Source organism: Sphingobacterium sp. NPDC055346 (genome assembly GCF_053645235.1).
In genome coordinates, this window is record NZ_JBSHMI010000003.1 from 386,178 (window position 1) to 410,144 (window position 23,967).

Here is a 23,967-nt window from a genome sequence, read left to right on the forward strand (position 1 = left end):
ATTTTTCTGACAAAATATTATTTTAGTTTTTCTAGTTTTTATTTAGTTTAATTTTGTTCTATTTTTTTTATTTATTTTCTGTTTTTAGAAACTTGTAGACCATTCCGAGTAGAAAATACTGCCTTAAGGTTGTAGTCGAATTGAAATAGGTACTGTTCGAAGAAGTTCCAAAATAATTGGATACGTTTTGGTTTAAAATATCAAATGCGGACAATTTTAATTCACCTTTTTTTAATATGGGGTAATAGATGGATGCATTGACGATATGTAGGTTTTGCCGCTGGTTATTGATGCCGACCACTTGGTTCTTAATGGTATATGAGCTTTCCAATCTGAAATTCTTGATATTGTTCAATAATAATGTAGCTCCATATTGCTTTGAATTATTGTTCATGTCCTTGAAGTTTTCAGAATCGAACTTAAACTTGGTGTTATTGCTGTTGAATTCAAACATAGGGGTAAAGGTGAAGGCATTTTTATAGGTTAGGGTCATTGTGTTATTGAAATTACTATAAAAGCCTGATGCAATATTTTCCTCTGTATTCACCTTGCTGTAGGTGTCCTGAAGTATTCCGTAGCCGAAAGAATTGAAATTCAAATTCCAGTTTTTGTTTTGGAATATTGTTTTTGAAAAGGAAACATAGAAGTTTTTTACCTCGGTAGGTCCAGCTTGATAAAACTGACCACTGCTAAAGCTGGTCTGGATATCATAAGTACTGGAATGGGCGATGCTATTGGAGTTCTTGGAAAATCCGCCTGATAGATGGAGGTTGATTTTTGATTTTGCGAAGAACTTATTGTAATAAACCCTGTAGTTTTCCTTTAGATTGTTTTCGAAAAATGGACTTGCCATTCGAAGGTAATTTGGTGTTAAATCTGATTTTACGGTTACAATGGAATAAAACCTGGGCGTTTCTAGCTCCTTATAATAGTTGAAATTTAGACCTTTATAGGAGAGGTTTACATCCGGGAGCCAATGGGATTCTTGCGTATTTCTATTTTCCAATTTTTGATAATAGTCAAAATGGTTGGAAAAAGAACCCCATTTGAGGCCAAAGGAAATGGGTAGGTTTTTTATTATTTTCAGGTTCCATTTCGTTCCAACAATATAATTTTTATTCAGCAAACCCTTGTTGTTAGCGACGTCATTCCGGCTTTGAAGGATATCTGAATTTACGCTGTTTAGAATATCTTCTGTGGAGGTTTCTTCATTTAAGTTCTGATGTCCAAAAACATCAAAATTGACCTTTTTGCCAAGTGGAACCTGTAAATTGACTTTATGAGATAAAGTAAAAGTACTTGTATTGTTGTTTTGTTGGCGAACCTGATGAAATACGCTGTCATTCAATAAATAAAATCTAGAAATGGAATTACTAGCGTCATAATCTTCGCTATTTTCGTTCGAGATCCCCTGATTTATGGAAATTAACCATTTGTTTTTAAATTTCTTTTCTGCATAAAGATTATGACCATAATTAAAGCCCTTTTTTGAATCTTCATTCTGATATTCTCCCTGAGTTACCTTTTGCAAGTTGTTTCGCCAACTTTCACCATTTGCATTAGAAGTGGATTTCCCTCGATTGCCAGATAGGGAAGGAGAAAAGGTCACTTGGGAAGTGGTATCGATATGATATCTCAGAAACCCTCTTAACTCATGTGTGAACCTTGAATTATTGGAATTATCCGTGTTACTCAGCTGTTCTGCAATCTCGTTATAAAAGGAATTTACTTCGTTTCGACTATCGTAATTATAATCATGCTGTACATAGTTGTACATCAGGTTGACCTTCAGTTTTTTCTTGATATCATAGTTGATATTTACACCTGCAGAGATTTGGTTCATTAAACCGTTTGTGCCATAGCTAGCATAGTTTTGATTTTCCGCCCGATTCATCCCGCCATGTTCATTGAGTTCAGAATAATCAAATCCTTGTCGGTTAATATTGTTGGCAAAACCGATAAAACTGACCTGCAAGGTATCCCTGAACGTATTGATCAATGCTCCAGCCTCATATCGATCCCGCGTGGCTGCCCCTCCATAGAGCTTGCCGAAATTGGCCTTTAAAAACTCTCTTTTCATCTTTAGGTTTAGGACTATCGGTAATTGGCTATCGTCTAAAATCTCCCTTTTTGATTCCCCTTTATCCTTGATGATCTGGACCACGTCGATTAAAGAAGCATCCAAATTTCGGGTCGCTATTTTCAGGTCTTGGGCAAAAAAATCTTTATTGTTTACCCGGACACTTTGAACCTGCCGACCTTGATAATAGATTGTCCCATCAGCGTTTACCTGTAGCCCTGGTAACAAACTGATCAATTCCTCCACATTTGCATTAGGTCTCGTCTTGAAATAGCTGGCTTTATATTCTAAGGTATCCCCATTTAATCGGATCGGTGGAACAGCAGTAATTTCAATTTCCTCGATAGAATTCCCTTTCATGATTATACTGTCCATTTTTAACTTTTCATTGGGCTTTAAGTTGATTTTCTTTTGAAAAGCCAAACTGTTGACATGAGAAATGAAGAAGGTCAATTCTTTATTGGTCGGAATCCTGACCAATTCAAACTCTCCCTTGTCATTGGTCAACGCATAGGTAACAACCAAGGAATCCTGTTCGGAAACTAGGGAAACGGTCGCTTTTTCTAAGGGCTTAAGTTCGGAATCAAAGACCTTTCCTTTAATGGCAGCATTATTTTGTGCTTGCACAAAACTGATCATGGATACAAGAAAAATAAGGAGGTAAATTTTCTGCATAAAGGTTAATAAAAGTTAGTTAACCTAAATTAGATTATTTTTTTTGACTAATATTTCCCGTACATAGGATTTAACATTATTTAGCTGTTTCAGGTAAATGATGGTAGATTAAAAAACGAAAGCCCCAACATCTGTTGAGGCTTTAATTCCATTTGATAGATAGATGTGAACTTAAATTCTTGTATAAAACCTAGTGAGTTTTATCAATAGTTCGTGTGATCTTTAAGCTGGAATCATACCATGTGGGTCGATTACATATTTCCGTGCTGCTCCTTTGTCGAAATCTGCATAACCTTGCGGTGCTTCATTCAAACTGATCACCTGAACATTTACGGCATCGGCAATTTTGATCTTATCATATAGAATAGCGTTCATCAATTGGCGATGGTACTTCATGACAGGACATTGTCCTGTGTGAAAGCAATGTGATTTTGCCCAGCCCAAACCAAACCTGATCTTTAGGTTCCCTTGTTTAGCTGCTCCATCTACCGCTCCTGGATCTTCCGTTACGTAAAGTCCCGGGATTCCGATCGCTCCACCAGCACGGGTTATTTCCATTGCCTGATTCAATACCACCGCTGGCTGTTCCTCCGAACTGCCCCCATGCGAATGGGCTCTCGCTTCAAATCCTACACAATCCACAAAACAGTCTACTTCCGGAACACCAACGATGGCAGCAATCTGTTCCGATAGATCTTCACCTGTATTTAAGTTTACCGTTTCGCAGCCAAAACTTTTGGCTTGTGCTAGACGTTCCTCATTTAAATCGCCGACGATTACTACTGCTGCCCCCAACAAATGGCAGCTCGCTGCACATGCCAATCCAACAGGACCAGCACCTGCTACATAGACTACCGAACCTGGACCTACACCTGCAGAAACTGCACCGTGAAAGCCAGTAGGGAAGATGTCAGACAACATCGTCAGGTCGCGGATATATTCCATCGCCTGTTCATTGTCTGGAAATTTCAACAGATTAAAATCTGCATAAGGTACCATGACATATTCTGCCTGGCCACCAACCCAACCGCCCATATCTACATAGCCATAGGCAGCACCCGGACGTGAAGGGTTTACATTTAGACAGATCCCTGTCTTTCCCTCTTTACAGTTTCGGCATCTTCCGCAGGCAATATTGAAGGGAACAGAAACAATGTCACCAACATTGATGAATTCTACATCCCTTCCTTTCTCGACCACCTGACCTGTAATTTCATGGCCTAAGACCAATCCTGCGGAGGCTGTTGTCCTGCCTCGGACCATATGCTGGTCGGATCCACAAATATTGGTCGAAACGATCTTAAGGATAACCCCATGTTCACACTTGCGGTCTCCCAAGGCCAATTTCGGATAATCTATTTCCTGTACCTGGACCTCACCGGGTCCCATATATACAACACCGTGATTTTGACACATAATAAATAGCTTTAATTAAAAATTGTGGTTTTATTAATCTGTATTATACAGCAGAAGCACCTGCAGCTGCAACCGCATGGTCATCCTCAACGGTACTGCCACTTACGCCCACCGCACCGATAATCTTGCCGCTGGCGTCCTTGATGACAACCCCGCCTGGGAAAGTAATCAAGCCATTATTGGAATGCTCGATGTTATAAAGGGAACCTCCAGGTTGTGATAACTTGCCGATTTCTCCCGTATCCATATTAAAGTATCGAGCAGTTCTCGCTTTCTTCTGCGAAATATCAATAGAACCCAACCAGGCATCATCCATCTTGTTGAAGGCAACTAAATTAGTCCCTGAATCGACAACGGCAATATTCATTTTTACTCCTAATTCCTCAGATTTTTTAAGGGCTGCATCTACAACTTTTCTTGCTTGTTCTAATGTGATGTTACTCATAGCTTATGTTTTTTAAGTTTATAAACATAAAGTTATTCCATAATGGTCTGGATTTGTATAAGTATAGTTTCATTAAGTATTACGATAGTTCCAAAAAATAAATTTAACTTTAGGCTATAGGTAATCCTCCAATACAGATGAACAATACCATTGACTTACTGTCCTTACAGACTCCCGAACACCTACGAAGTGGTCAGGAACACCAAACTCGCTTTGATTGTGGCGAATTTGAAGTCAATATATTTGAAACCTTTCAATCGTCGACCAAAGTCAAGATTACCTATAAAGGGCTCTCTATTTCCAGTATGATCCGTGGGTACAAAACGGTATATACCAAAAAAGGAGAGAGTTTTAAGTTCCTTCCCGGAACTTCTTTGATCTTACCTGAAGGGGAGACGATCTATGCTGATTTTCCAGAAGCAGACCTGAAAAATCCTGTACAATGTGCGACTATTCTAATAGGAAAGGATTCCCTAGAGAACCAACTCAAGTTCCTGAATGAAAATTATCCTGAAAATGAAACCTGGAAACTGGATTTCTCTAATTTCCACTTTAATAACAATCCTGGATTGGTACGTGCTTTCAATGAATTGCTCCAAGTAGCCACCCAACAAGATCCGAATATCCCTTTGAGCGATCTATTGCTCAAGTCACTTTTGATCAGGATCATGGAGTCCCAAAAAGAACATGCAAAGGAACAAAATAGCCTGACCGCCAATAGCCAGTTGCATGTAATCAAAAACTATATCCGCGAAAATCTGGGACAGACCCTGAATACGGAATTACTGATGAAGATTGGTAACTGTAGCAAGAGTACATTGCACCGCATGTTTGAAGCGTATTGTGGAAAGACTCCCGGTGCCTATATTTTGCAGGAAAGGATGCTCAATTCACGAAACCTGCTCCTACAAGCTGATTCCAATGTTTCAGAAGTAGCCTATAAAACTGGCTTCAGTTCCTTGAGTTATTTCGTAAAACAGTTTAAAGCTTTCCATAACTGTACCCCTGGAGATTTCATTAAGAAATTTGGGAAATAAACCAACTTTTTTTAAAAGTTTAACCTTCTTACTGGGTTTTGTTTTGACCTGTAATTCAAGGGTCGAAGCATGCTCAGATTTTCGGAACTGTTTCATACTAAATTGTTTATTAAAAAAATGAAAGATTTGTTGAAAAAGAATATGCAATTCTTAGGTTGAGTGCATCCTATATAAAAGGAAAGTTGAGCTAGTGCTGGCTTCTAACTTAAAATATAAATGATTTTTAGCTATGTACATGGATTGAAAATTGTATTTTTAGTTTAGTATCCTTGGAGTGTAAAGCAATTTCAATAACCAACATTCGATCTAATCCAATAGTTATGAGTGAAAAATTCTTAATTGATGAACAGACCTTACAAGATATACAGCTTAGAGATAGGCATAGCCGTACCATTTTAGAATTCTTTGATCATACCATTACTGACGGTGGGATGTTCCATTTAATGGATATTTTCTATAATCCTGTTTTGGATGTGGCTGTCATCAAGGACCGGCAGATGAAGATCCGTCGTTTAGAACCAGTGGCTGATCAGGATTTTCTGTTTTACAGGGTGATTGTAAAAGATTTGGAAAAATATGTCAAATCCTCACACTCTGGTCGTGCGGCTTCGCTGACCTTGATGGATTTTATCGGCGTAAGAAGTCCTGCTTATTATTATAAGAAAAGGTCAATTCAGGAAGCATGCGACTTTATGATCAAGTGCCGCGACTATTATATGCAGATCAACAAGGATATACAATATCCCGATGTGGAAGAGATCCTTCAATTAATCGAGGATTGCCTTTCCATGATTTTCAAAAAGAAGAAATATGATGCCGATAAATTGCGGATCAATATCTTCAACATCGAGAATTTTGACAAGATGGTACGTTATACCTTGGCACCAAAGATCAAGAAGATCATTACGTTCTTTTATGAGATCGATGCTTTCTTGTCTGTTGCAAAAGTATCCAAGGCGCATGGATTTTGCTATCCCGATGTCTATCCCAAAAATCAGACGGGCGTAATAGAGATGAAAGGTGTATATCATATCTTCCATAAACAACCCGTAAAGAATGATGTGAGAATGGCTAGGGATAAAAAGATCTGGTTTTTGACTGGAGCTAACATGGCCGGTAAATCATCCATCATCAAAACGATTTCGTCAGCACTTTATTTGACCCATATTGGTTTCCCAGTTCCTGCAGATTCCATCAAGACTGATTTAATCGATGGCGTCTTTACCAGTATAAACCTTCAAGATAATCTAGAAATGGGCTATAGCCATTTTTATGTGGAGGCGATGCGTTTAAAAACAATTGTGGACCAATTGCCTAAGGATTCCAATGCGGTTATCATTTTGGATGAGCTGTTTAAAGGAACAAACCACAGTGACGCTTCCAACGCGATATTAAAGGTGTTGCAGAATTTAGCCGAAGTGGATGGGCCCTATGTTATCGTATCTTCCCATATCACGGAGCTGTCTAAGGAACTTGAGCATATTCCATCTGTTGGTTTCTTTAAGATGAATATTGAAAGCGATCCTGAAGGCTTGCCTATTTTTACCTATAAGATCAAGGAGGGAGTTGCAGAAGAAAAATTGGGCATGTGGCTGTTGAAGAAGAGTGGTGCATTTGACTCCATTGATAAGATCAAGAATACCGAGACAACAGCTTCTTAATGAGTTATAAAAGGCCTACAAACGAGGTAACATAATTATTTCAGAAAAAACACCTTCAAATATCATGGAGGTGTTTTTTATTCGTTAAATTTAGAGTAACTTATTCCCAAGGCATTTGCTGATCGGCAGCTCAATGCTTGAATAAACCTAAATCATAGCTGTATGAAAAGATTCGTTCCGAGATTCGAAATGCTAGCCCTTCTGGCGGTTCTTTCCTTTCTGTTTTTTTCCTGTACGGGCCAATCTAAACCTGTGGAAAATAAGCTGGAGGAAGCTGAAAATATGGAGGTAGGCGTAGGTCTATATTCATTTAATCGATTCCCTTTTGAAAAATCAGTCGAAATGGCAAAAGGAACCAATGCCCAAAAAGTGGAAGGTTTTTCCTTTCATAATTTAGGGGGTCGGTTCGGGGGGAAAGTTATAGCAAACCTATCAGATGAAGAACTCTCGATGATGAAAGGCATTTTGGATAGCAATCAGGTTCAGATGGTTTCCATGTATGCCGATGGAAAAACGATAGAAGACTGGGAACAATTATTTAAGCAAGGCCAAAAGTTGGGCTTACAGTTTTTGGTTGGGGAACCTGATCCATTGTTACTAGATAAAATCAATGAATTGGCAGGACAATATAAGCTACCCTTGGCCATTCATGAGCATGCCAAAGGACTGAGTCGCTATTGGCATCCCGACAGTGCGATGGCAGCCGTAGAAGGACGAGAGCATCTCAAAATCTGTGCAGATATTGGTCATTGGGTACGAAGCGGACTCGATCCAGTGGAATGCTTGCAAAAAGTAGAGCACAAATTATTGAGCTTGCATGTCAAAGATCTGGATGGTATTGGGAATATGGAGGCGAAAGACGTGGCCATAGGAGCAGGAGTGATAGATTATGATAAAGTATTTGCTGAATTAAAGCGTCAGGATTTTTCTGGAGAAATCTTTATTGAATGTGAGCATAATTGGGATAATAATTTTGAGGAAGTAAAAGAATCCGTAAATTATATGAGGCAAAAAGCTAAATAAACCTATTGATAACAATAAGCTACGACATATGAAACTAAGAAGCAAAGAATGGTTTGCTAGAAAAGGCAAGGATGGCTTTATCTATCGTGCATGGATGAAGAACCAAGGTATTCCAGCAGATATGTTTGAAGGAAAGCCTGTAATAGGCATCTGTAATACATGGTCAGAACTGACGCCATGCAATGCCCATCTACGTGATTTGGCAGAAGCAGTTAAAAAAGGCGTTCTGGAAGCAGGAGGGTTTCCGCTTGAGTTTCCGGTGATGTCCTTGGGGGAAACCTTGATGAAGCCAACCGCTATGTTGTTCAGGAACCTCGCCAGTATGGACGTCGAAGAATCCATCCGTGCGAATCCGATGGATGGAGTTGTGTTATTGGTAGGCTGTGACAAGACAACACCCTCATTGGTGATGGGAGCCTGTAGTGTGGATCTTCCGAGCATTGTGGTTTCAGGTGGAGCCATGTTGACCGGTAAATTTAGAGGTAAGGATATCGGGACCAGTGATGTTTGGCGATTTGCAGATGACTCTAAAAAAGGACTGGTATCTGAAGAAGAGATGAATATGGCCGAAGCAGGGATGTGCCGTAGTATTGGCCACTGTGCAGTCATGGGAACAGCGTCAACCATGGCCGGAATGGTAGAATCCTTAGGCATTACCTTAGCAGGCAATGCGGCAATACCTGCCGCAGATTCCAGAAGAAAGGTGTTAGCTAGGATGTCGGGAAGAAGGATTGTTGAAATGGTCAAGGAAAACCTGAAATTATCCGATGTCCTGAAACGCGAAGCTTTTGAGAATGCGATCAAGGTGAATGCCGCTATTGGTGGTTCTACCAATTTTGCTATTCACTTGATGGCCATTGCTGGTAGGATTGGCGTGGACTTGAACCTGGAAGATTTTGATCATTTCTCGAAAGATATTCCCTTGGTTGCCAATCTACAACCTTCGGGACAGTATTTCATGGAAGACCTGTATTATGCGGGCGGTATACCGGCTGTGATGAACAGTATCAAAGGTTCATTGCATGCTGATATTTTAACGGTCAGTGGAAAGACCGTTGCCGAGAATATACAAGACCAAAAGAGCCTGAACGATGATGTGATCTCGACGAAAGAAAACCCATTCAATCCTATTTCAGGTATTGTAGTCCTCAAGGGGAACCTCTGTGAGAATGGGGCTGTTTTGAAACCTTCAGCTGCAACACCTGAATTGATGAAGCATACGGGGAAAGCTGTTGTTTTTGAAGATATTGAAGATTATAAGAAAAGGATAGATTCGGATGATCTCGATGTCGATGCCAATTCGGTCTTAGTCCTGAAAAATGTAGGCCCAAAGGGCTATCCGGGCATGCCTGAGGTTGGCAATATGGGGATTCCAAAGAAGTTGCTCGATGTCGGAGTGACGGATATGGTCAGGATATCGGACGGGCGTATGAGTGGTACCGGTTTTGGTACGGTGGTTTTGCATGTGTCTCCTGAATCTGCCATAGGGGGTACCTTGGCTTTGGTTCAAAATGGGGACCTGATCGAGTTGGATGTGGAAGCTAGGAAATTGAATCTATTGCTAGATGATGCAGAATTGGATAGTAGAAGGAAAAATTTAAAATTAAATCTCAATCAATTTACCCGTGGGTATTGTAAGTTATATGTGGACCATGTGGAGCAGGCTCATTTAGGAGCAGATCTGGACTTTCTAAAAGGAGGTTCTGGTAGTGAGGTGCTTCGAGATTCCCATTAACAGGGGTTAAAAGAAATTATATGGAACAAAAAAGATTTGTAAATAAAACTGCAATCGTTACGGGAGCTGGTAAAGGCATTGGCTTTGAAATAGCTAAAAGTTTGATTTTGGAAGGGGCTACCGTAATTTTAAATGATGTAGATCCAGATTTGTGTGATGAAGCTACCGCCAAACTCAATGAAATCGGCACCTGTTATTCCTTTGCAGGCGATGTGTCTGAAGCTAGCTTTAACAAGGACCTTGTTGACTTTGCAGTATCAAAGACGGGGACTTTAGATGTGGTAATGGCCAATGCTGGTATTACCTTGTTTGGGAGCTTCCTGGAGTATAAGGCGGAAGATTTATATAAAGTGCTACAGGTCAATATTGGTGGCACTTTCTTTTTGGCCCAAGCTGCCGGTAAATATTTTATTGAACAAAAGAAGAGAGGTAGCATTCTGTTTACTTCTTCGGTGACAGGGCATCAGGCCCATAAGGAGCTTGCAGCCTATGGAATGACCAAAGCTGCGGTAGAATTATTGGCGAAACACTTGGTCTTGGAGCTCTCCCCTTATGGGATCAATGTCAATGCCGTAGCCCCAGGGGCAACCTTGACCGAAAGGACCATGGAGGATCCGGAATATAAAAAGACCTGGGCTCATTTGACACCAATTGGTTCTGCGGCATATCCAAGCGATATTGCGCAGACAGCACTCTTCCTGGTCAGTGAACAGGCAAGACATATTACGGGACAGACGATAGTGGTAGATGGTGGTTGGTCTGCTGTAAGTCCATCCCCATTTTGAGAATGAAAATAGGTTATGAAAATAAATTCAGTGTAAAAGTTAAAAACAGATTGATTATGGAAAACAGAAAGTTGAGGATGGGCATGATCGGCGGGGGACAAGGGTCTTTTATTGGTGCAGTACATCGTTCTGCAGCCTTATTGGATGGGAAGATTGATTTGGTGTGCGGAGCATTCAGTTCGCGGCCAGAGGTTTCTGCCCAATCCGGAAAAGATTTGGCCTTGCCGGCAGACCGTGTTTATTCTTCTTTTCAAGAAATGATCGAAAAGGAAAAGGAATTGCCTGAGGATATCAGGATGGATTTCGTTTCCATAGTAACACCCAACCATGCCCATTTTGAACCAGCTGTGCTCGCTCTGAGAAATGGTTTCCATGTCGTAATCGATAAACCGGTAACATTTACCTTAGAAGAAGCTAAGGCCTTGGCAAAAGTAGTGGAAGAAACGGGCTTAATGTTAGCCCTGACCCACACTTATGTGGGGTACCCCATGGTTAAACAAGCCAAAGACTTAGTTGAAAAAGGTTTGATAGGCAAGATCCGCAAGGTTTTTGTGGAATATCCGCAAGGTTGGTTGACCAAGGGGATAGAGAATTCTGGCAGTGTGCAGGCAGCATGGCGTACTGACCCGCAAAGAAGTGGGAAAAGTGGATGTATGGGTGATATTGGAACCCATGCGGCACATTTGGCAGAACATATTTCTGGTTTGAAAATAACACATCTATGTGCCAATTTGAATATTTATGGAACTGATCGCGTCATCGATGATGACGGTGATGTCCTGTTGAAATTTGAGGATGGCGCCACGGGTGTATTAAGTGCATCGCAGGTGGCTACTGGTGAAGAAAATGCGTTGAAAATCCGCATTTATGGGGAAAAGGCAGGATTGGAATGGAAACAGGAAGAGCCTAATTCCCTGTTTGTCAAATGGGATAATCAACCGATTCAGATTTATAGGACTGGCGGGAACCAGGTATATCAGATGTGCGAGGCAACTGGAGCATTCACCAGAACTCCAACAGGACATCCAGAAGGCTATATTGAAGCTTTTGCCAATATCTACCAATCTTTTGCAGCTCGATTGTTACAAAAGATCACAGGCAGCCATGCAGAAATCGCTTTTCCAGCTTATCCAGATATTGAAGAAGGTATTCGAGGTATGTTATTTATTGATCGGGTTTTGGAATCCAATGAGTCCGAAGCAAAATGGACAGCATTTTAATACAAAAAACTCATCATTTGATGAGTTTTTTCTTTTTATTGCCCGTTTTTCCGCTTAAAATAATAAGCCAAAATTATATCATAAAAACATGAATTATTTCATTGTATTTTAGCGGATTAATTATTAATTTTTAGTCTGAAATATAATCTTAAATTATTAAATAATTTCTATAATAAAAATTTTATAAATTATTAATAATCAGTTTGTTGTAATTGTTATTATTGGTTAATTTGATAGAATAGCATGAATTTTTATTTATCTTTAAGCCTCTAAACTGATCAATTATGCTAAACAGAAAGGAATGCCAGCTTTCGATAAGGCAATGGCAATCATCGAAAGGCAATATAAATGAAATATTGAGGGTTTTTCCTCCTCATTTCATGTTTTCTGTAACTGAAGAGGGTAGCAGCTGGGTTCTGAAGAATAATGAAAACGAATGTTTTGTTGTCAAAATGGGTATACATGATGATAAAGCGATCGTGATATTCTATCCTTTAGATAAAGCAGGCAATGAGATTGAGCTAAAAGAATATCCTTTTTCCTATTTAGGTCCATTGGAGGCTGAAATAAAATTTGTCGAGCAGGAGGTCAAGACCCAAACGAAAGTAGCGGTGTTATCCTGTGATCTAAAGGTTACCTCACGGGTCATTGAGGAGACACAGCCCCTATATCAACATCAGATAGAATGTCAGGATACGATATTGGAGCAGGTTGAGGACTGGAGAAATGAGTCGGCTGATTGGTTTTTTAAACAGATCAAGGAAACCAAAGGGGAAAGTATTTTCAATTTATTCCATGTACCGATAGAGGATCTAGAGGGTGGAAATCGGGATATTGTAGGCTTATTTGCTTTAAAATATTCAAAAATATATTCAGAGGTGCTACCAACCATTATTTTCGTCCATCATGAAGGGACAGTTTTGGGAAATTCAAAATTGCATTCCATCCAGACGAATTTGTACAATTGGTCGCAGCCTTGTCCACCATTTTGTAAACCAAAAGGTGGTTAAACCATTTTATGAAATTTAATTATGCTCTTTTTTTACTTGACAATTGGTTTGTCCAATGTCATGTTGTTGCTAGCGAGTCTTTGGAATATTAAGTACCATTTTGAGTTCAGTACCCCAGCAAGAAACCTTAGGTATTTCCTTCTTTTTCTCTTGGGGATCGAGCTTGTTTCGAAACTGTTGATCTATGTTTTCTCCGTAGGGAAAACGGAGTTTTTGTTCAATATTTTTGTTGCCGGTGAACTCTTATTATTAACGAATTTTACCAATAGTATTGTATCTAAGAAAAGCAGGCTGTCCATGGTTTACCTGGCACTGTTTTTATTTTTAATAGGAGCTGCTACTATTCATAATTTCATTCAGGTAGTGACCTGGATGAAATGGATAAAACCAATCTCCAATATTATTATAGTTTTTGAATTAGGCAGGTGTTTATTGCATGCATTGAAATCGGATTTTAAAGTGAATAATCCTGGTCTCTTCCATGTTTTGTTTGCCCTATTGCTCTATTACTTTGTGTCGACTATACTGTTTTTGATTTTAAATCAATTGAGTAACCTAAAGATCGAGTATGCTGGCTATCTATGGTCAATAAACAACATTCTGTCCTGTAGCTTATATGCCGTATGTCTGTATTACTTTTTTTCGTTTCAAAAATCTACATCGAAATCTATGAGATAATCATCTTATTGGTTTTGGCCATAATGATTGTGCTTTTTGTGATCGTCCTGTATAATCAATACTACAAGAAAATCCAGGAAGAGAATGATCTGCGGCACCAACAGGAGCTAAAGTTTCAGACGGAGACGAAGGCTCTTGCCATCAAAACGCAGGAGGAGGAAAGGAAACGGATTGCAAGGACATTGCATGACGAAATTGGCAATAAATTGCAGGTGCTTAAACTGAATTTAATTTCCAACAAAGATCAGATTGAGGCTCAGCAATATGTAGGCCTGAGTGACAAGATTGAACAGCTGATAGATTCAGCAAGGGAGATTTCGCACCGGATGTATCCCGTGAACCTAGAATATTTTGGCTTGATCTTGACCTTGGAGGAATTGAAGCAAAATTTGATTGGATATGAGGTGGAACTTTATCTGCATCAAAAGTATCAGGAAAGACCCTTAGATTTTGAAGTTCAGATCTATCGGGTAATCTTGGAATTTGTCAGCAACACCATAAAACATGCTAAAGCGAATAAGATTTCGATCTTGGTCCGTGACGGCAATTATTTTCTCAGTTTTCTCTTAAAAGATAATGGGAAGGGCTTTGAAAAGATAAATTCTAATGGGATGGGGGTTTCCAATATTAGCAATCGGGTAGAATTATTGGATGGTAAATCCAAATTGAGTTCGGCTCTGGGCAAGGGAACTCGGCTGATGATGGTGTTTCCAAAAATGGCGGTATAATGAGTGAAATGAAAATTGCATTGATGGATGATGAGTCCTTATTTATTGAGGGACTGAGTATGCTGATAGGAAAGATCCCTAATTGTCAGGTAATCTATAAGAATACAGACCCAAGTACCCTAATCGCTGATTTCATGGCCATGGATGAAAACCAGTTGCCAGATATCTTGCTTTTGGATATTCAGATGGAACCCATTTCAGGTTTGGTGCTCGTGGAGCAACTCTTGCCAAGCTTTCCTAAAGTGAAGATCTTGATTTTATCCTCCCATTATAAGTCTAATATGATTGGGCATATGCTGAAATTGGGGGTTTCAGGTTTTCTACCTAAAGTTATTGATATTGAAACATTGCAACTGGCCCTAGAAACGGTGTATAACACTGGAGTGTATGTTACAGCTTCAGATTACCAATTGCTGCACCAATACCTCAATAATCCCAATAAGAAGGTATCCTTTGACCTGAAGGACCAATTGACCGACCGAGAAATTGAAGTCATCCGATTGATCTGTGAGGAATATACCAATATTGAAATCGCAGAACAGTTATTCATTAGCAAAAGGACCGTTGAAAGTCATAGGCAGCGAATCCTGGATAAATTGGGGCTTAAAAACACCGTTGGTCTGGTGATCTATGCCTTAGCGAATGAATTGTTCGTTCCCAAGAAATAAGCATTCCGTATAAATACCTAATTGCAACTTGCCGTTTTTGTGCTCTAAAAAACAGGGGCGAGGTTCATTAACTTTGAGGTATCAAGTTCAATAAAATAGTTAATTGCTAAGAATCTAAGACCAATCTGTTATGACACGTGAATTGAATAAGAAACCAGAAGCAAATGTAGAGACAAAAGGATCTACCTTTTGCGATCCAAATTTGACCAATTACATCAACAGTATTGTAGCTTATAAATTTTTGTACAATGATTATCTAGAAGACCTGAATTCTGGACATGCAGAAATCAAGGTCAGGGCCGAGAACTATTGGCAGGATAATCTAGCGAACTTGGAAGGAAATATAAAGATTGCATTTCAGAAAATGATCGCTTGCAAAAGCAAGTTTATCGATGATGCCCTATATATTTTCGAAAATACAATTCGGGATAATAAACGGATCAACCTCTATGGGTGATACCCATATTCAAATGTACCATACCATGTTTATTCAGGCTCTGAGCAGCTAATTATTTTGCCTGAGTAATTTATTAACTAAGTAATAATGTTAAAGTTCCTAACGGTCAGTTTAGGAACTTTTTTTTTTGATGGAAGGTCGTAAAATGCGAAAGGAAAATTACCTACATTTGATGTTGTAACCAATTAGAAACCAATGAAAACGAACCCTAAAAAGAGGAAAAATGCTGATTTGTTTTTTCTCATCTGCATGCCTATTTGTTTGCTGTTCTCCAATTTAGGCTATGCGCAAGAGGCTGTCAATGCTCAGATTACTCAGCATTCTCGGGATGCGAAAGCGAAATATGATGCCGGACAGTATTCTGCGGCAATATCAAGTTATACATCAGCCTTGAATTTGAAAGCGGTAGATTCCATTTACCTTAATCTTGCGGCAGCCTATTATCTGAATGGGGATTATGGAAAGGCTATGGATGCCATCAATTCGGGTCTAAGCCTAAAGCCCAACAATACCGGTCCATATCTTAAGTTAAGAGGAGAAACCTATTATGTTTTGAATAATATTGATGCTGCCATCGCTGAATATGATGAGATCATTAAGGTTGAAAGCGATTGTGTGCCTTGTTTTATCAATAGAGGCAAATACAAAACAGATATTGGTGAATTTGATGATGCCATTGCGGATTTTACTCAGGCGATATCATTGTCTGACACTTCCTCAGTAGCCTATTATCAAAGGGCAAACGCCAAATTCATCATTCAGGATTTTGAAGGAGCCTTAGAAGATGCGGAGAAATCCATTGCACTCAATCCGAAAAACAGTTCGTCTTTTTTTACGAAAGGACTCGTTAAGACAGTGATGGAAGACTATAAGTCAGCCCTTAGTGCCTTTTACAAGGTTAGTGAACTTAGTCCAACTTTTGAGCCGGCCTATCTTGGGCGTGCCTATATTTTTGGGAGAACGAAGGAATATTTGGAGGCCGTAAAAGAGTTAAATCAAGCAATTGCCTTTAATCCTAGGAAATATGAATCTTTTATGAACAGAGGGACGATGTATTATTTTATGGGGGACTATACAACGAGTTTAAAGGATTTCAGTAAAGCCATTGAGATGAAACCTTCGGAAGAGGAACTTTATTTTAGAAGATCGAAAGTATATAATGCCAATAAAATGTACAATGAGGCACTAGCTGACCTGAATAAGGCCATAGAAATGAATCCTGACTTTTATGACTATTATTTTCTTAGGGCAAATAATTATGAAGCCCTAAATAAGTTTGATCTTGCATTGAAAGACTATAATGTAGCCCTTGAAATGAACCCATTAGATTACAGGGTATTCAGGATGAGAGCTGGCCTGTACAAGAAATTAAACAAGACCACAGAAGCTGAGGCTGATCTTGAAAAAGCAAATGAATTGGAAACAAAAAGTCAGAATTAGCTATTATTGTAGGAAACACAACTTTTAATATCATGAAGATCAAATTCCTGATTTTTTCCTGCCTGTTATTTTTAAGTTCTTGTTCTGTTAACAAAACAGATCAGCAAAAGCTAAGTAATACCATTGAAATTGGGGAGTATGAATTTGATTTTCCTGCCGATTTCAAAAAGGTAGAGATGCAGGGAATTGATTCCTATGTAGGCCATGTCGTAGGGGATAGTATCAAGTTTTATTTTGATTATGGCTGGTACTCCAATAGCTTGAATGAGAGAGAACAAAGTATGCAATATTATGTGGATAAGGACAGTTCGTATCACCTGTACAGTAAGGTGCTTTGGCCGAAGGAGTCTGTGGTTGGTATTACGGGCATCCATGTCAGAAGAATGCCAGAGACTGTAGAGGAAAAGGTGCAGAATTCTTTAACGCTGACGGCGGACTCCCTAAATGCTCAACAGCAGGAATTGGCCAAACGTATTTTTAAGACAGTAAGATTAAAGGACAAGAAGAAGGATTAATTGATAATTATCGCATTCGGGTCTCTGTGGATCTTTGCTAGGTTTTCCCGCCAACGCTGCAATTCTTCTGGACTGAGCCTGGGCCAATCGGTAACTTCAGCTATGATTTTCAATGCAGCTGTACTACGGTAAGATTGGGTAGGGTTACCGGGGAATTTCTTGTCGGTAACATTTGGGTCATCCTCAAAATCGCCAGTAAGTTCTACCATGTAAACACGAGGTTCCGCATCTCCAGGAGCTAGTTCAGCTGCCAATCCCGCACCATTCACCTGCTGGGTAAAATAGATGTGATTCATGATTACGTCTGGATGGTAGTTTGATTTTCTTCCAGCAGTCAGGAGGTCGCCAACTTTTAAATCGGCTTTTGTGCCATGATAAAACGGGCCGTAATTGCCTTTTTTCAAGTCTTTAGCATACATGAATAGTAAGTTTAATTTTTAGGATTTTATATTCTTTAGAACGCTTTATTTTTCATCATATTATTTCAAAAAATAATTATCTTTATCTTGCTTTAGAGGAAATCCTTTAATCCAATAATTTATTTCAAACCGACCTTTTTCCTTAAAATTGAAGGGTCCTAAACCTATGTCAAATAACATGTCTAAATCAATCCATTCGGTATTTTGCCGGCTTTCTATTCTTACTGTCCTGATTTGTATGTTGCTGCAAAGTGCTTCATCTGCAGTAGCAAAAACCATGTACATCCAACTTAAAGTCTATCATTTTCAGCAGGCCCATCAAGAACAACAATTAGATCAATATCTCAGTAATGCCTATTTGCCAGCTCTGCATAAGTTTGGATTTAAGAAAGTTGCGGTTTTTAAACCGTTGAAGAATAATGAAAATGCTGATAAACTGGTTTATGTCCTAACTTACTCCGATAGATTGGAAAACTTTGCCATGTTGGATGTTAATTTGGAAAAGGATAAACAATATCAGGAAGATGGAAAGTCATATTTAGATTTAGCACATAACAATCCGCCATTTCAAAGAATAGAAACTATTTTGATGCGTGCCTTTGATGGAATGCCATTTGTGGAATTACCTAAACTGAAATCTGATAAGAGTGAAAGGGTATATGAATTAAGAAGCTACGAAGGTCCAACTGAAAAGCTGGCTGCCAATAAGGTTTCCATGTTCAATAATGGAGAGATCGATATTTTTAAGAAATTGAACTTCAATGCTGTGTTCTATGGCCAGGTTATCGCTGGGAGTACAATGCCTAACCTGATGTATTTGACAACATTTGAGAATATGGCTGACCGTGATGAGCATTGGAAAGCTTTTGGACCGCTTTATAAGCCGATGAGTGAAATGCCGCAATATCAGAACAATGTTTCTAAAAACGTGACTATCTTATGTACACCTACTGCTTATTCTGATTATTAAGTTTAGAACATTGATATTTCCAAAAAAACCAGTGCTAATAAATCTATTGGGTTCACTTGTTTAAACAAAAGTCGTTTTATATTTTTATAAAACGACTTTTGTTTTTTACAGAGATTTTGAATCTGTAAAACTATAAATCCGGGTTTGAAAATTGACCTCTAATCCTTTTTCCCGACTTGGTATTTCACCTAATTATTCACTATTTATGAGAACAAAGATTCCTTTTATTCATTATTGGTATTTCACATTTTTCTTTATTACGGTTCTATCTTGCCAGAAAGATAAGATTTCACCTGAATTATCTACAGAAAATGAGTTGGTTAGTTTCGGTTTTGATACTGATAAACAGACAAGCTTATTGTTTGATATTGAAACAGAGATCATAGGCGATACCATTTTTGCCCATGCCCTAGTAGGTACAAATGTTCAGGCATTGGTTCCTGACTTTGAACATATAGGTGCTAAGGTTACGGTTGATAATGTTGAGCAGACCAGCGGAAAGAGTAAACAGGACTTTTCTAAATTGGTAAAATATACATTCGCCGCTGAAAATGGTGAAACAAAAAGCTATATAGTCAAATTTGTTGATACAGGGATTCCTGCTATTTATCTCTCTACCAATGGAAAGCCGATTGAAAGCAAAGATGATTATGTCAGCGGTAGCCTAAAAATAACAACTGGCTTTGAAGGAAAGGTCGTTTATGAAGGTGTTACGGAAGTTAAAGGCCGAGGTAATTCTACTTGGGGAATGCCTAAAAAGCCATATAGAATTAAGTTAGATAAAAAGGCTGCCCTATTGGGTATGCCAGCTGATAAAAGTTGGGCATTATTGGCCAATTATGGCGATCAATCGCTATTACGTAATGAAATAGCCTTTGAGGTCAGCAAGAGATTAGATATGGGCTATTCACCTCGACAACAATATGTAGAACTGTTTTTAAATGGGGAGTTTATGGGGAATTATACTTTAACAGAACATATCAAAGAGGGGAGCGATAGGGTAGCCATCGATGAGGACAATGGGGGTTTTATCCTTGAAGGTGATGGATATGCCTATTCTGAACCGGTACATTTTATTACCGATCAGAATATGCCGATAACAGTGAAATTTCCCGATGAAGATGAAATTACTCCTGCCCAATTGGATTATATCACCAAGTATGTGGGAACATTTGAGAACAGTCTGTACAAAATAGGAGATCAAGCAAATTCAAATTATCAAGATTATTTTGATTTAACAAGTTTTGTGAATTACTATCTGGCTAATGAGTTATGTGGTAATTCGGATATGCTTTGGAGTATGAGAATGTACAAGAAGAGCAGTTTGGATCCCAAGATTTATGTAGGTCCAGTGTGGGATTTTGATCTAGCCTTTAATAATGATAAGCGTCTCGGTAATAGCCAAGAGGTAATGATGCTCCAAAGGGCTCATGAGCCAAGAGCATGGATGAACAAGTTAATGATAGATCCTGATTTCAAGAAATTGGTGAGAACACGCTGGAAAGAAGTAAAATCGAAAATGGAGTCCATGCCTGAGTTTATAGATCAGCGGGCTAAAAAGATCAATTATAGTCAGAAATATAATTTTAAACGCTGGGATGTTTTGGGCAAAAACATCAATCAAAGTTGGTATGTAGGGGTAACCCATCAAGACTATGTGAATTTTGTTCGTAATTATGTGTCAAAAAGAATAACATGGCTGGATGGGGTAATCAATGGGCCTCAGTTTGACTAGCCTTAAAATAGGTAATGTATAATCAGTAACCCGATTAATAATAGTAGGATTCGGTTGTTCCGAAAAGGGATTTGATTTGAATGGAATAAAAGGCTTCAACCTCGTTGAAGCCTTTTGAAATTTAAGATTTTTATAATTCAGCTGATTGTTGCCAGATATTTATTCCGCCATCTTTTGCATACTGGTCGATTTGCCTTAATTCAGCATCGGTAAACTCAAGATTTTTTATTGCTCCGACACAATCTATTACCTGTTGGACTTTACTTGCGCCAATCAAGGCAGAAGTTACTTTGCCTTTTTTCAATACCCAGGAGATTGCCATCTGTGCTAGGGTCTGGTTTCTGTTTGCGGCGATTTCATTTAATGCCCAGATGTTTTTTAAGTTTTCTTCTGAAAGGAAATTCTTATTTAAGGATTTATCCTGATTCGCACGACTATCCTGAGGGACCTCATTTAGATATTTATTCGTCAACATTCCTTGAGCAAGAGGAGAGAAGACAATTGAACCCAGTCCTAAATCTTCCAAAGTGTCCAATAATCCGTCCTCCTCAACCCATCTGTTTAACATGGAATAGCTAGGTTGATGAATAATAAATGGAGTACCCAGGGACTTTAGGATATCATAAGCCTCGTTTGTCCTTTGCGCATTATAGGAAGAAATACCAACATATAAAGCTTTTCCAGAGCGCACTATTTGGTCCAGGGCCATCATTGTCTCTTCCAATGGTGTATGAGGGTCGAAACGATGGGAATAGAAAATGTCAACATAATCCAATCCCAATCTTTTCAAGGATTGATCGCAACTAGCTATCAGGTATTTTCTGCTTCCCCATTCACCATATGGACCTGGCCACATTTGATAGCCAGCTTTGGAAGAAATGATCAATTCATCCCGAAGGCCGGCAAACTCTTCTTTTAAAATCTTTCCGAAAGCCATTTCAGCACTTCCAGCTGGAGGGCCATAATTATTCGCAAGATCAAAGTGGTTTATCCCTAGGTCAAATGCTGTGGTACAGATCTCGACCTTTTTGCTGTGTGGCGTGTCATCTCCGAAATTATGCCATAATCCTAAGGAAATCGCCGGTAAATGTAAGCCGCTCTTACCACAGCGATTATAGATCATCTTATCATAACGATCACTTTTTGGTTTCCAGTCCATGGTTTTTATCAGTTTATTACGTTGAGTTTTCGTTCCAAGGGATGATATTTCGAGAAGAATCGCCTTTAGAACAATACTAATTTAGCATTTATTGCTGGTTTTGAGCCTATAAAATGCCATTATCATGTTAAGGTTATTCTATCTTCTCTTTCCCTAAACATACAGACCATGATTTTTAATTTAAAGCAATTTTTCTGACTTTTAGGAATCACTAATGGTTAATAACATGAAGAAAATATTCTCAAAAAGCATGTTTATGCTCCTTTTTCTGGCATTTACTATCCAATCTTGTACTCAAAATAATCAGCAAGGGAAGACTAATGAGGCATTGTCAGACAGTACCGATGCGGTAACAAAAGATACAATTGGAGGAACTACGGATAAAAATCCGGGAAATCTTCAATTGTCAGATAAGAAAGTTAAATTTCTCTGGCGAGAAAAGAAATATAATGAGGAAGTGAAGGCAGATGTTAGCAGTATTGTTCTGAATGAAGATTACATCAAGACCATTTCAGATCCTGAAAAAGCTGTTTTAGGATTGATAGCAACCTTTGTCGGCAATGAATGTGCTTGGGATGGTGAAGCCAAGGAAGATAGGAGCAATCTAAAATGTAAGGTCCTCTGGGCTCTAGATCTTGGGTATCAATGTTCATCCAAGCAAATGGACTTTCTGAGGCAATGGTTTCGGGGAGAACCTAAGATCCTGGGGGAATTAAAAAACTGTCCTACAACACCTGATGGAGCAACTATTCAAGATACGTTTGATGAAATTAATCTAGAGGTAAAGGGCAATCAAATATTGGTTTCTTTTAAAGCTAATGGAATAAATCTGAGGGATGCAACATCATGGAACTGGACTGAGGACCATACCTATGAATTAAGAGGAGATGAGTTGTTTTTAATCAACAAAAATGTGTCTGAGAAAAAACAGAGCAAGATTTCTGTTGGTGAAAACTAAAAGTAATAGAAAAGAGAAGCTCCCCGATGCATGGCGTATGGGGAGCTTAGCAAGTTCTCGGACCTTAAACCCAATGAGATCATAAAATTGGTTGAATTGGGAAAAGCTGCCGAATTAATCTTACTTAAAAAGTTTACGGTTTCCCAAATTGCCAACATGGTCGGCTTTTCTGAACAGTCCAATTTTTCCAGGGACTTTCATAAACATTTTGGTCTTCGTCCAAGTAATTTCACCAATAGAATGGGCAATAACTTTGTATCCTAAAAAAGGAAAAATACTTTGTGTATGTTTGTTATATCAACACAAAGCGTTATGAAAAACTTTCTGAATATTACCCTGTTACTCCTTTTTTCCATTTTAAGCAGTAATGCTTTTTCTCAGCAAATGGAAAAGAAGAGCAAGAAGTGGAAATTAGTCTGGCAAGACGAGTTCGATTATGAAGGGCTGCCGGACTCCACAAAATGGAGTTTTGATACCAAGGGGAATGCATATAACTGGGGTAACAATGAAGCACAGCATTATACTGATAAGGACTCGTCAAATGCGTATGTCAAGAATGGATTCTTGACCATTACAGCGAAGCGTGAGGAAATTGATAATAAGAAATATAGCTCAGCGAGATTGCGCTCCTTACATAAAGGGGATTGGAAGTATGGACGTTTTGTAATTAGAGCAAAGGTTCCTACCGGACGTGGTACTTGGCCTGCTATTTGGATGATGCCCTCAGCAGACACCTATGGAGGCTGGCCAAAGAGTGGTGAAATCGATATAATGGAATATGTAGGCTCACATCCTGATTCAGTCTTGGGTACCGTCCATACAGAAAGCTATAACCATGTCATTGGAACCCACAAAGGAAAATCCACCTTCCTGCCCGATGCTCATAAAAAGTTTCATACCTATGTTTTGGAATGGGATGCCAATGAAATTAAGGTCTTTGCTGATAAGAAACTCTATTTCACTTTTAAGAATGATGGAAAAACAGCAGCTGAATGGCCATTTGACCAAAAATTTCACTTGCTACTCAATTTAGCTATAGGCGGGGGACTTGGTGGGCAGAAAGGAATAGATGATAAGTTATTCCCACATCATTTTGTCATCGATTATGTCAGGGTTTATCAACGTTAGGTGAACCCAATAAAATAGGCCATGA

Annotated in this window: 23 protein-coding genes; 18 read left to right on the forward strand and 5 right to left on the reverse strand. The window is 38.9% G+C overall.

The window, feature by feature from the left end:
- Nucleotides 1–67: 67 nt before the first annotated feature.
- From ACWICE_RS08590 to ACWICE_RS08600, 3 genes are all read right to left on the reverse strand, one after another.
- The gene (locus ACWICE_RS08590; RefSeq protein WP_454298099.1) at nucleotides 68–2,755 is read right to left on the reverse strand and encodes a hypothetical protein; all 2,688 of its coding nucleotides are present in this window, start codon (nucleotides 2,753–2,755) and stop codon (nucleotides 68–70) included.
- A 222-nt stretch (nucleotides 2,756–2,977) separates the two neighbouring features.
- Nucleotides 2,978–4,171, reverse strand: coding sequence for a formaldehyde dehydrogenase, glutathione-independent (fdhA, locus tag ACWICE_RS08595; RefSeq protein WP_185211556.1), 1,194 nt, complete (start codon nucleotides 4,169–4,171; stop codon nucleotides 2,978–2,980).
- Nucleotides 4,172–4,214: 43 nt separating this feature from the next.
- Nucleotides 4,215–4,616, reverse strand: a complete 402-nt coding sequence (locus tag ACWICE_RS08600; protein ID WP_185211557.1) for a GlcG/HbpS family heme-binding protein — start codon at nucleotides 4,614–4,616, stop codon at nucleotides 4,215–4,217.
- Nucleotides 4,617–4,753: 137 nt separating this feature from the next.
- Between ACWICE_RS08600 and ACWICE_RS08605 the strand changes: the two genes are divergently transcribed.
- From ACWICE_RS08605 to ACWICE_RS08665, 13 genes are all read left to right on the forward strand, one after another.
- Nucleotides 4,754–5,653, forward strand: a complete 900-nt coding sequence (locus ACWICE_RS08605; protein ID WP_454298100.1) for a helix-turn-helix domain-containing protein — start codon at nucleotides 4,754–4,756, stop codon at nucleotides 5,651–5,653.
- Nucleotides 5,654–5,973: 320 nt separating this feature from the next.
- Nucleotides 5,974–7,314 carry a MutS-related protein gene (locus tag ACWICE_RS08610; protein ID WP_454298101.1) on the forward strand — a complete coding sequence of 447 codons (1,341 nt, stop codon included), beginning with the start codon at nucleotides 5,974–5,976 and terminating at the stop codon, nucleotides 7,312–7,314.
- 162 nt (nucleotides 7,315–7,476) lie between these two features.
- Entirely contained in the window at nucleotides 7,477–8,337 is an 861-nt protein-coding gene (locus tag ACWICE_RS08615; RefSeq protein ID WP_454298102.1) for a sugar phosphate isomerase/epimerase family protein, read from the forward strand.
- 28 nt (nucleotides 8,338–8,365) lie between these two features.
- The gene (locus ACWICE_RS08620) at nucleotides 8,366–10,072 is read left to right on the forward strand and encodes an IlvD/Edd family dehydratase (protein WP_454291121.1); all 1,707 of its coding nucleotides are present in this window, start codon (nucleotides 8,366–8,368) and stop codon (nucleotides 10,070–10,072) included.
- A gap of 20 nt (nucleotides 10,073–10,092) precedes the next feature.
- Nucleotides 10,093–10,857: an SDR family NAD(P)-dependent oxidoreductase gene (locus ACWICE_RS08625; protein ID WP_185211562.1), complete on the forward strand. Its 765-nt coding sequence runs from the start codon at nucleotides 10,093–10,095 to the stop codon at nucleotides 10,855–10,857.
- A 56-nt stretch (nucleotides 10,858–10,913) separates the two neighbouring features.
- On the forward strand, nucleotides 10,914–12,077 hold the full coding sequence (locus tag ACWICE_RS08630; RefSeq protein WP_454298103.1) for a Gfo/Idh/MocA family protein: 1,164 nt from the start codon (nucleotides 10,914–10,916) through the stop codon (nucleotides 12,075–12,077).
- 284 nt (nucleotides 12,078–12,361) lie between these two features.
- Nucleotides 12,362–13,087: a hypothetical protein gene (locus ACWICE_RS08635; RefSeq protein WP_454298104.1), complete on the forward strand. Its 726-nt coding sequence runs from the start codon at nucleotides 12,362–12,364 to the stop codon at nucleotides 13,085–13,087.
- Between the two features lie 21 nt (nucleotides 13,088–13,108).
- Entirely contained in the window at nucleotides 13,109–13,765 is a 657-nt protein-coding gene (locus tag ACWICE_RS08640; RefSeq protein WP_185217146.1) for a hypothetical protein, read from the forward strand.
- Nucleotides 13,711–14,493: a sensor histidine kinase gene (locus ACWICE_RS08645; protein ID WP_313258675.1), complete on the forward strand. Its 783-nt coding sequence runs from the start codon at nucleotides 13,711–13,713 to the stop codon at nucleotides 14,491–14,493. The genes ACWICE_RS08640 and ACWICE_RS08645 overlap by 55 nt, the downstream gene beginning before the upstream one ends.
- Nucleotides 14,493–15,161: a LuxR C-terminal-related transcriptional regulator gene (locus tag ACWICE_RS08650; RefSeq protein WP_454298105.1), complete on the forward strand. Its 669-nt coding sequence runs from the start codon at nucleotides 14,493–14,495 to the stop codon at nucleotides 15,159–15,161. Before ACWICE_RS08645 ends, ACWICE_RS08650 begins: the two co-directional genes overlap by 1 nt.
- A gap of 130 nt (nucleotides 15,162–15,291) precedes the next feature.
- Complete coding sequence (locus ACWICE_RS08655) at nucleotides 15,292–15,618, forward strand: hypothetical protein (protein WP_185211566.1); 327 nt, start codon at nucleotides 15,292–15,294, stop codon at nucleotides 15,616–15,618.
- 195 nt (nucleotides 15,619–15,813) lie between these two features.
- Nucleotides 15,814–17,058: a tetratricopeptide repeat protein gene (locus ACWICE_RS08660; RefSeq protein WP_454298106.1), complete on the forward strand. Its 1,245-nt coding sequence runs from the start codon at nucleotides 15,814–15,816 to the stop codon at nucleotides 17,056–17,058.
- Nucleotides 17,059–17,090: 32 nt separating this feature from the next.
- Nucleotides 17,091–17,573 carry a hypothetical protein gene (locus ACWICE_RS08665; protein ID WP_454298107.1) on the forward strand — a complete coding sequence of 161 codons (483 nt, stop codon included), beginning with the start codon at nucleotides 17,091–17,093 and terminating at the stop codon, nucleotides 17,571–17,573.
- Here the strand turns inward: ACWICE_RS08665 and arr are convergent.
- Nucleotides 17,570–17,992, reverse strand: coding sequence for an NAD(+)--rifampin ADP-ribosyltransferase (arr, locus tag ACWICE_RS08670; protein WP_454291790.1), 423 nt, complete (start codon nucleotides 17,990–17,992; stop codon nucleotides 17,570–17,572). The genes ACWICE_RS08665 and arr overlap by 4 nt on opposite strands.
- A 178-nt stretch (nucleotides 17,993–18,170) precedes the next feature.
- Here arr and ACWICE_RS08675 point away from each other — a divergent pair, with 178 nt between their 5' ends.
- Together ACWICE_RS08675 and ACWICE_RS08680 are read left to right on the forward strand one after the other, a co-directional pair.
- Nucleotides 18,171–18,962: an NIPSNAP family protein gene (locus ACWICE_RS08675; protein WP_454298108.1), complete on the forward strand. Its 792-nt coding sequence runs from the start codon at nucleotides 18,171–18,173 to the stop codon at nucleotides 18,960–18,962.
- A 205-nt stretch (nucleotides 18,963–19,167) separates the two neighbouring features.
- Nucleotides 19,168–20,697: a CotH kinase family protein gene (locus tag ACWICE_RS08680; RefSeq protein ID WP_185217140.1), complete on the forward strand. Its 1,530-nt coding sequence runs from the start codon at nucleotides 19,168–19,170 to the stop codon at nucleotides 20,695–20,697.
- Nucleotides 20,698–20,827: 130 nt separating this feature from the next.
- Here the strand turns inward: ACWICE_RS08680 and mgrA are convergent, their stop codons facing one another.
- Nucleotides 20,828–21,856, reverse strand: coding sequence for an L-glyceraldehyde 3-phosphate reductase (mgrA, locus tag ACWICE_RS08685; RefSeq protein ID WP_185217139.1), 1,029 nt, complete (start codon nucleotides 21,854–21,856; stop codon nucleotides 20,828–20,830).
- Between the two features lie 226 nt (nucleotides 21,857–22,082).
- On the opposite strand from mgrA, the gene ACWICE_RS08690 reads away from it, so the two are divergent.
- From ACWICE_RS08690 to ACWICE_RS08700, 3 genes are read left to right on the forward strand one after another with little or no spacing between them, the layout of a single operon-like run.
- A complete protein-coding gene (locus tag ACWICE_RS08690; protein WP_454298109.1) occupies nucleotides 22,083–22,814 on the forward strand; it encodes a hypothetical protein in 732 nt (243 codons plus the stop codon).
- A 30-nt stretch (nucleotides 22,815–22,844) separates the two neighbouring features.
- On the forward strand, nucleotides 22,845–23,078 hold the full coding sequence (locus ACWICE_RS08695) for a helix-turn-helix domain-containing protein (RefSeq protein ID WP_313258658.1): 234 nt from the start codon (nucleotides 22,845–22,847) through the stop codon (nucleotides 23,076–23,078).
- A gap of 48 nt (nucleotides 23,079–23,126) precedes the next feature.
- On the forward strand, nucleotides 23,127–23,942 hold the full coding sequence (locus tag ACWICE_RS08700; protein ID WP_454298110.1) for a glycoside hydrolase family 16 protein: 816 nt from the start codon (nucleotides 23,127–23,129) through the stop codon (nucleotides 23,940–23,942).
- Nucleotides 23,943–23,967: the final 25 nt, after the last annotated feature.

Excerpts from the sequence above, each read along its gene's own strand:
- arr (WP_454291790.1), bottom strand. The coding sequence starts at position 17,992 with ATGTATGCTAAAGACTTGAAAAAAGGCAATTACGGCCCGTTTTATCAT.
- ACWICE_RS08605 (WP_454298100.1), top strand. The coding sequence starts at position 4,754 with ATGAACAATACCATTGACTTACTGTCCTTACAGACTCCCGAACACCTA.
- ACWICE_RS08635 (WP_454298104.1), top strand. The coding sequence starts at position 12,362 with ATGCTAAACAGAAAGGAATGCCAGCTTTCGATAAGGCAATGGCAATCA.
- ACWICE_RS08615 (WP_454298102.1), top strand. The coding sequence starts at position 7,477 with ATGAAAAGATTCGTTCCGAGATTCGAAATGCTAGCCCTTCTGGCGGTT.
- ACWICE_RS08690 (WP_454298109.1), top strand. The coding sequence starts at position 22,083 with ATGAAGAAAATATTCTCAAAAAGCATGTTTATGCTCCTTTTTCTGGCA.
- ACWICE_RS08625 (WP_185211562.1), top strand. The coding sequence starts at position 10,093 with ATGGAACAAAAAAGATTTGTAAATAAAACTGCAATCGTTACGGGAGCT.
- ACWICE_RS08660 (WP_454298106.1), top strand. The coding sequence starts at position 15,814 with ATGAAAACGAACCCTAAAAAGAGGAAAAATGCTGATTTGTTTTTTCTC.
- ACWICE_RS08610 (WP_454298101.1), top strand. The coding sequence starts at position 5,974 with ATGAGTGAAAAATTCTTAATTGATGAACAGACCTTACAAGATATACAG.
- ACWICE_RS08630 (WP_454298103.1), top strand. The coding sequence starts at position 10,914 with ATGGAAAACAGAAAGTTGAGGATGGGCATGATCGGCGGGGGACAAGGG.
- ACWICE_RS08590 (WP_454298099.1), bottom strand. The coding sequence starts at position 2,755 with ATGCAGAAAATTTACCTCCTTATTTTTCTTGTATCCATGATCAGTTTT.
- ACWICE_RS08680 (WP_185217140.1), top strand. The coding sequence starts at position 19,168 with ATGAGAACAAAGATTCCTTTTATTCATTATTGGTATTTCACATTTTTC.
- ACWICE_RS08695 (WP_313258658.1), top strand. The coding sequence starts at position 22,845 with ATGGCGTATGGGGAGCTTAGCAAGTTCTCGGACCTTAAACCCAATGAG.
- ACWICE_RS08600 (WP_185211557.1), bottom strand. The coding sequence starts at position 4,616 with ATGAGTAACATCACATTAGAACAAGCAAGAAAAGTTGTAGATGCAGCC.
- fdhA (WP_185211556.1), bottom strand. The coding sequence starts at position 4,171 with ATGTGTCAAAATCACGGTGTTGTATATATGGGACCCGGTGAGGTCCAG.
- ACWICE_RS08655 (WP_185211566.1), top strand. The coding sequence starts at position 15,292 with ATGACACGTGAATTGAATAAGAAACCAGAAGCAAATGTAGAGACAAAA.
- ACWICE_RS08675 (WP_454298108.1), top strand. The coding sequence starts at position 18,171 with ATGTCTAAATCAATCCATTCGGTATTTTGCCGGCTTTCTATTCTTACT.
- ACWICE_RS08700 (WP_454298110.1), top strand. The coding sequence starts at position 23,127 with ATGAAAAACTTTCTGAATATTACCCTGTTACTCCTTTTTTCCATTTTA.
- ACWICE_RS08645 (WP_313258675.1), top strand. The coding sequence starts at position 13,711 with ATGTCTGTATTACTTTTTTTCGTTTCAAAAATCTACATCGAAATCTAT.
- ACWICE_RS08665 (WP_454298107.1), top strand. The coding sequence starts at position 17,091 with ATGAAGATCAAATTCCTGATTTTTTCCTGCCTGTTATTTTTAAGTTCT.
- mgrA (WP_185217139.1), bottom strand. The coding sequence starts at position 21,856 with ATGGACTGGAAACCAAAAAGTGATCGTTATGATAAGATGATCTATAAT.
- ACWICE_RS08640 (WP_185217146.1), top strand. The coding sequence starts at position 13,109 with ATGCTCTTTTTTTACTTGACAATTGGTTTGTCCAATGTCATGTTGTTG.
- ACWICE_RS08650 (WP_454298105.1), top strand. The coding sequence starts at position 14,493 with ATGAGTGAAATGAAAATTGCATTGATGGATGATGAGTCCTTATTTATT.
- ACWICE_RS08620 (WP_454291121.1), top strand. The coding sequence starts at position 8,366 with ATGAAACTAAGAAGCAAAGAATGGTTTGCTAGAAAAGGCAAGGATGGC.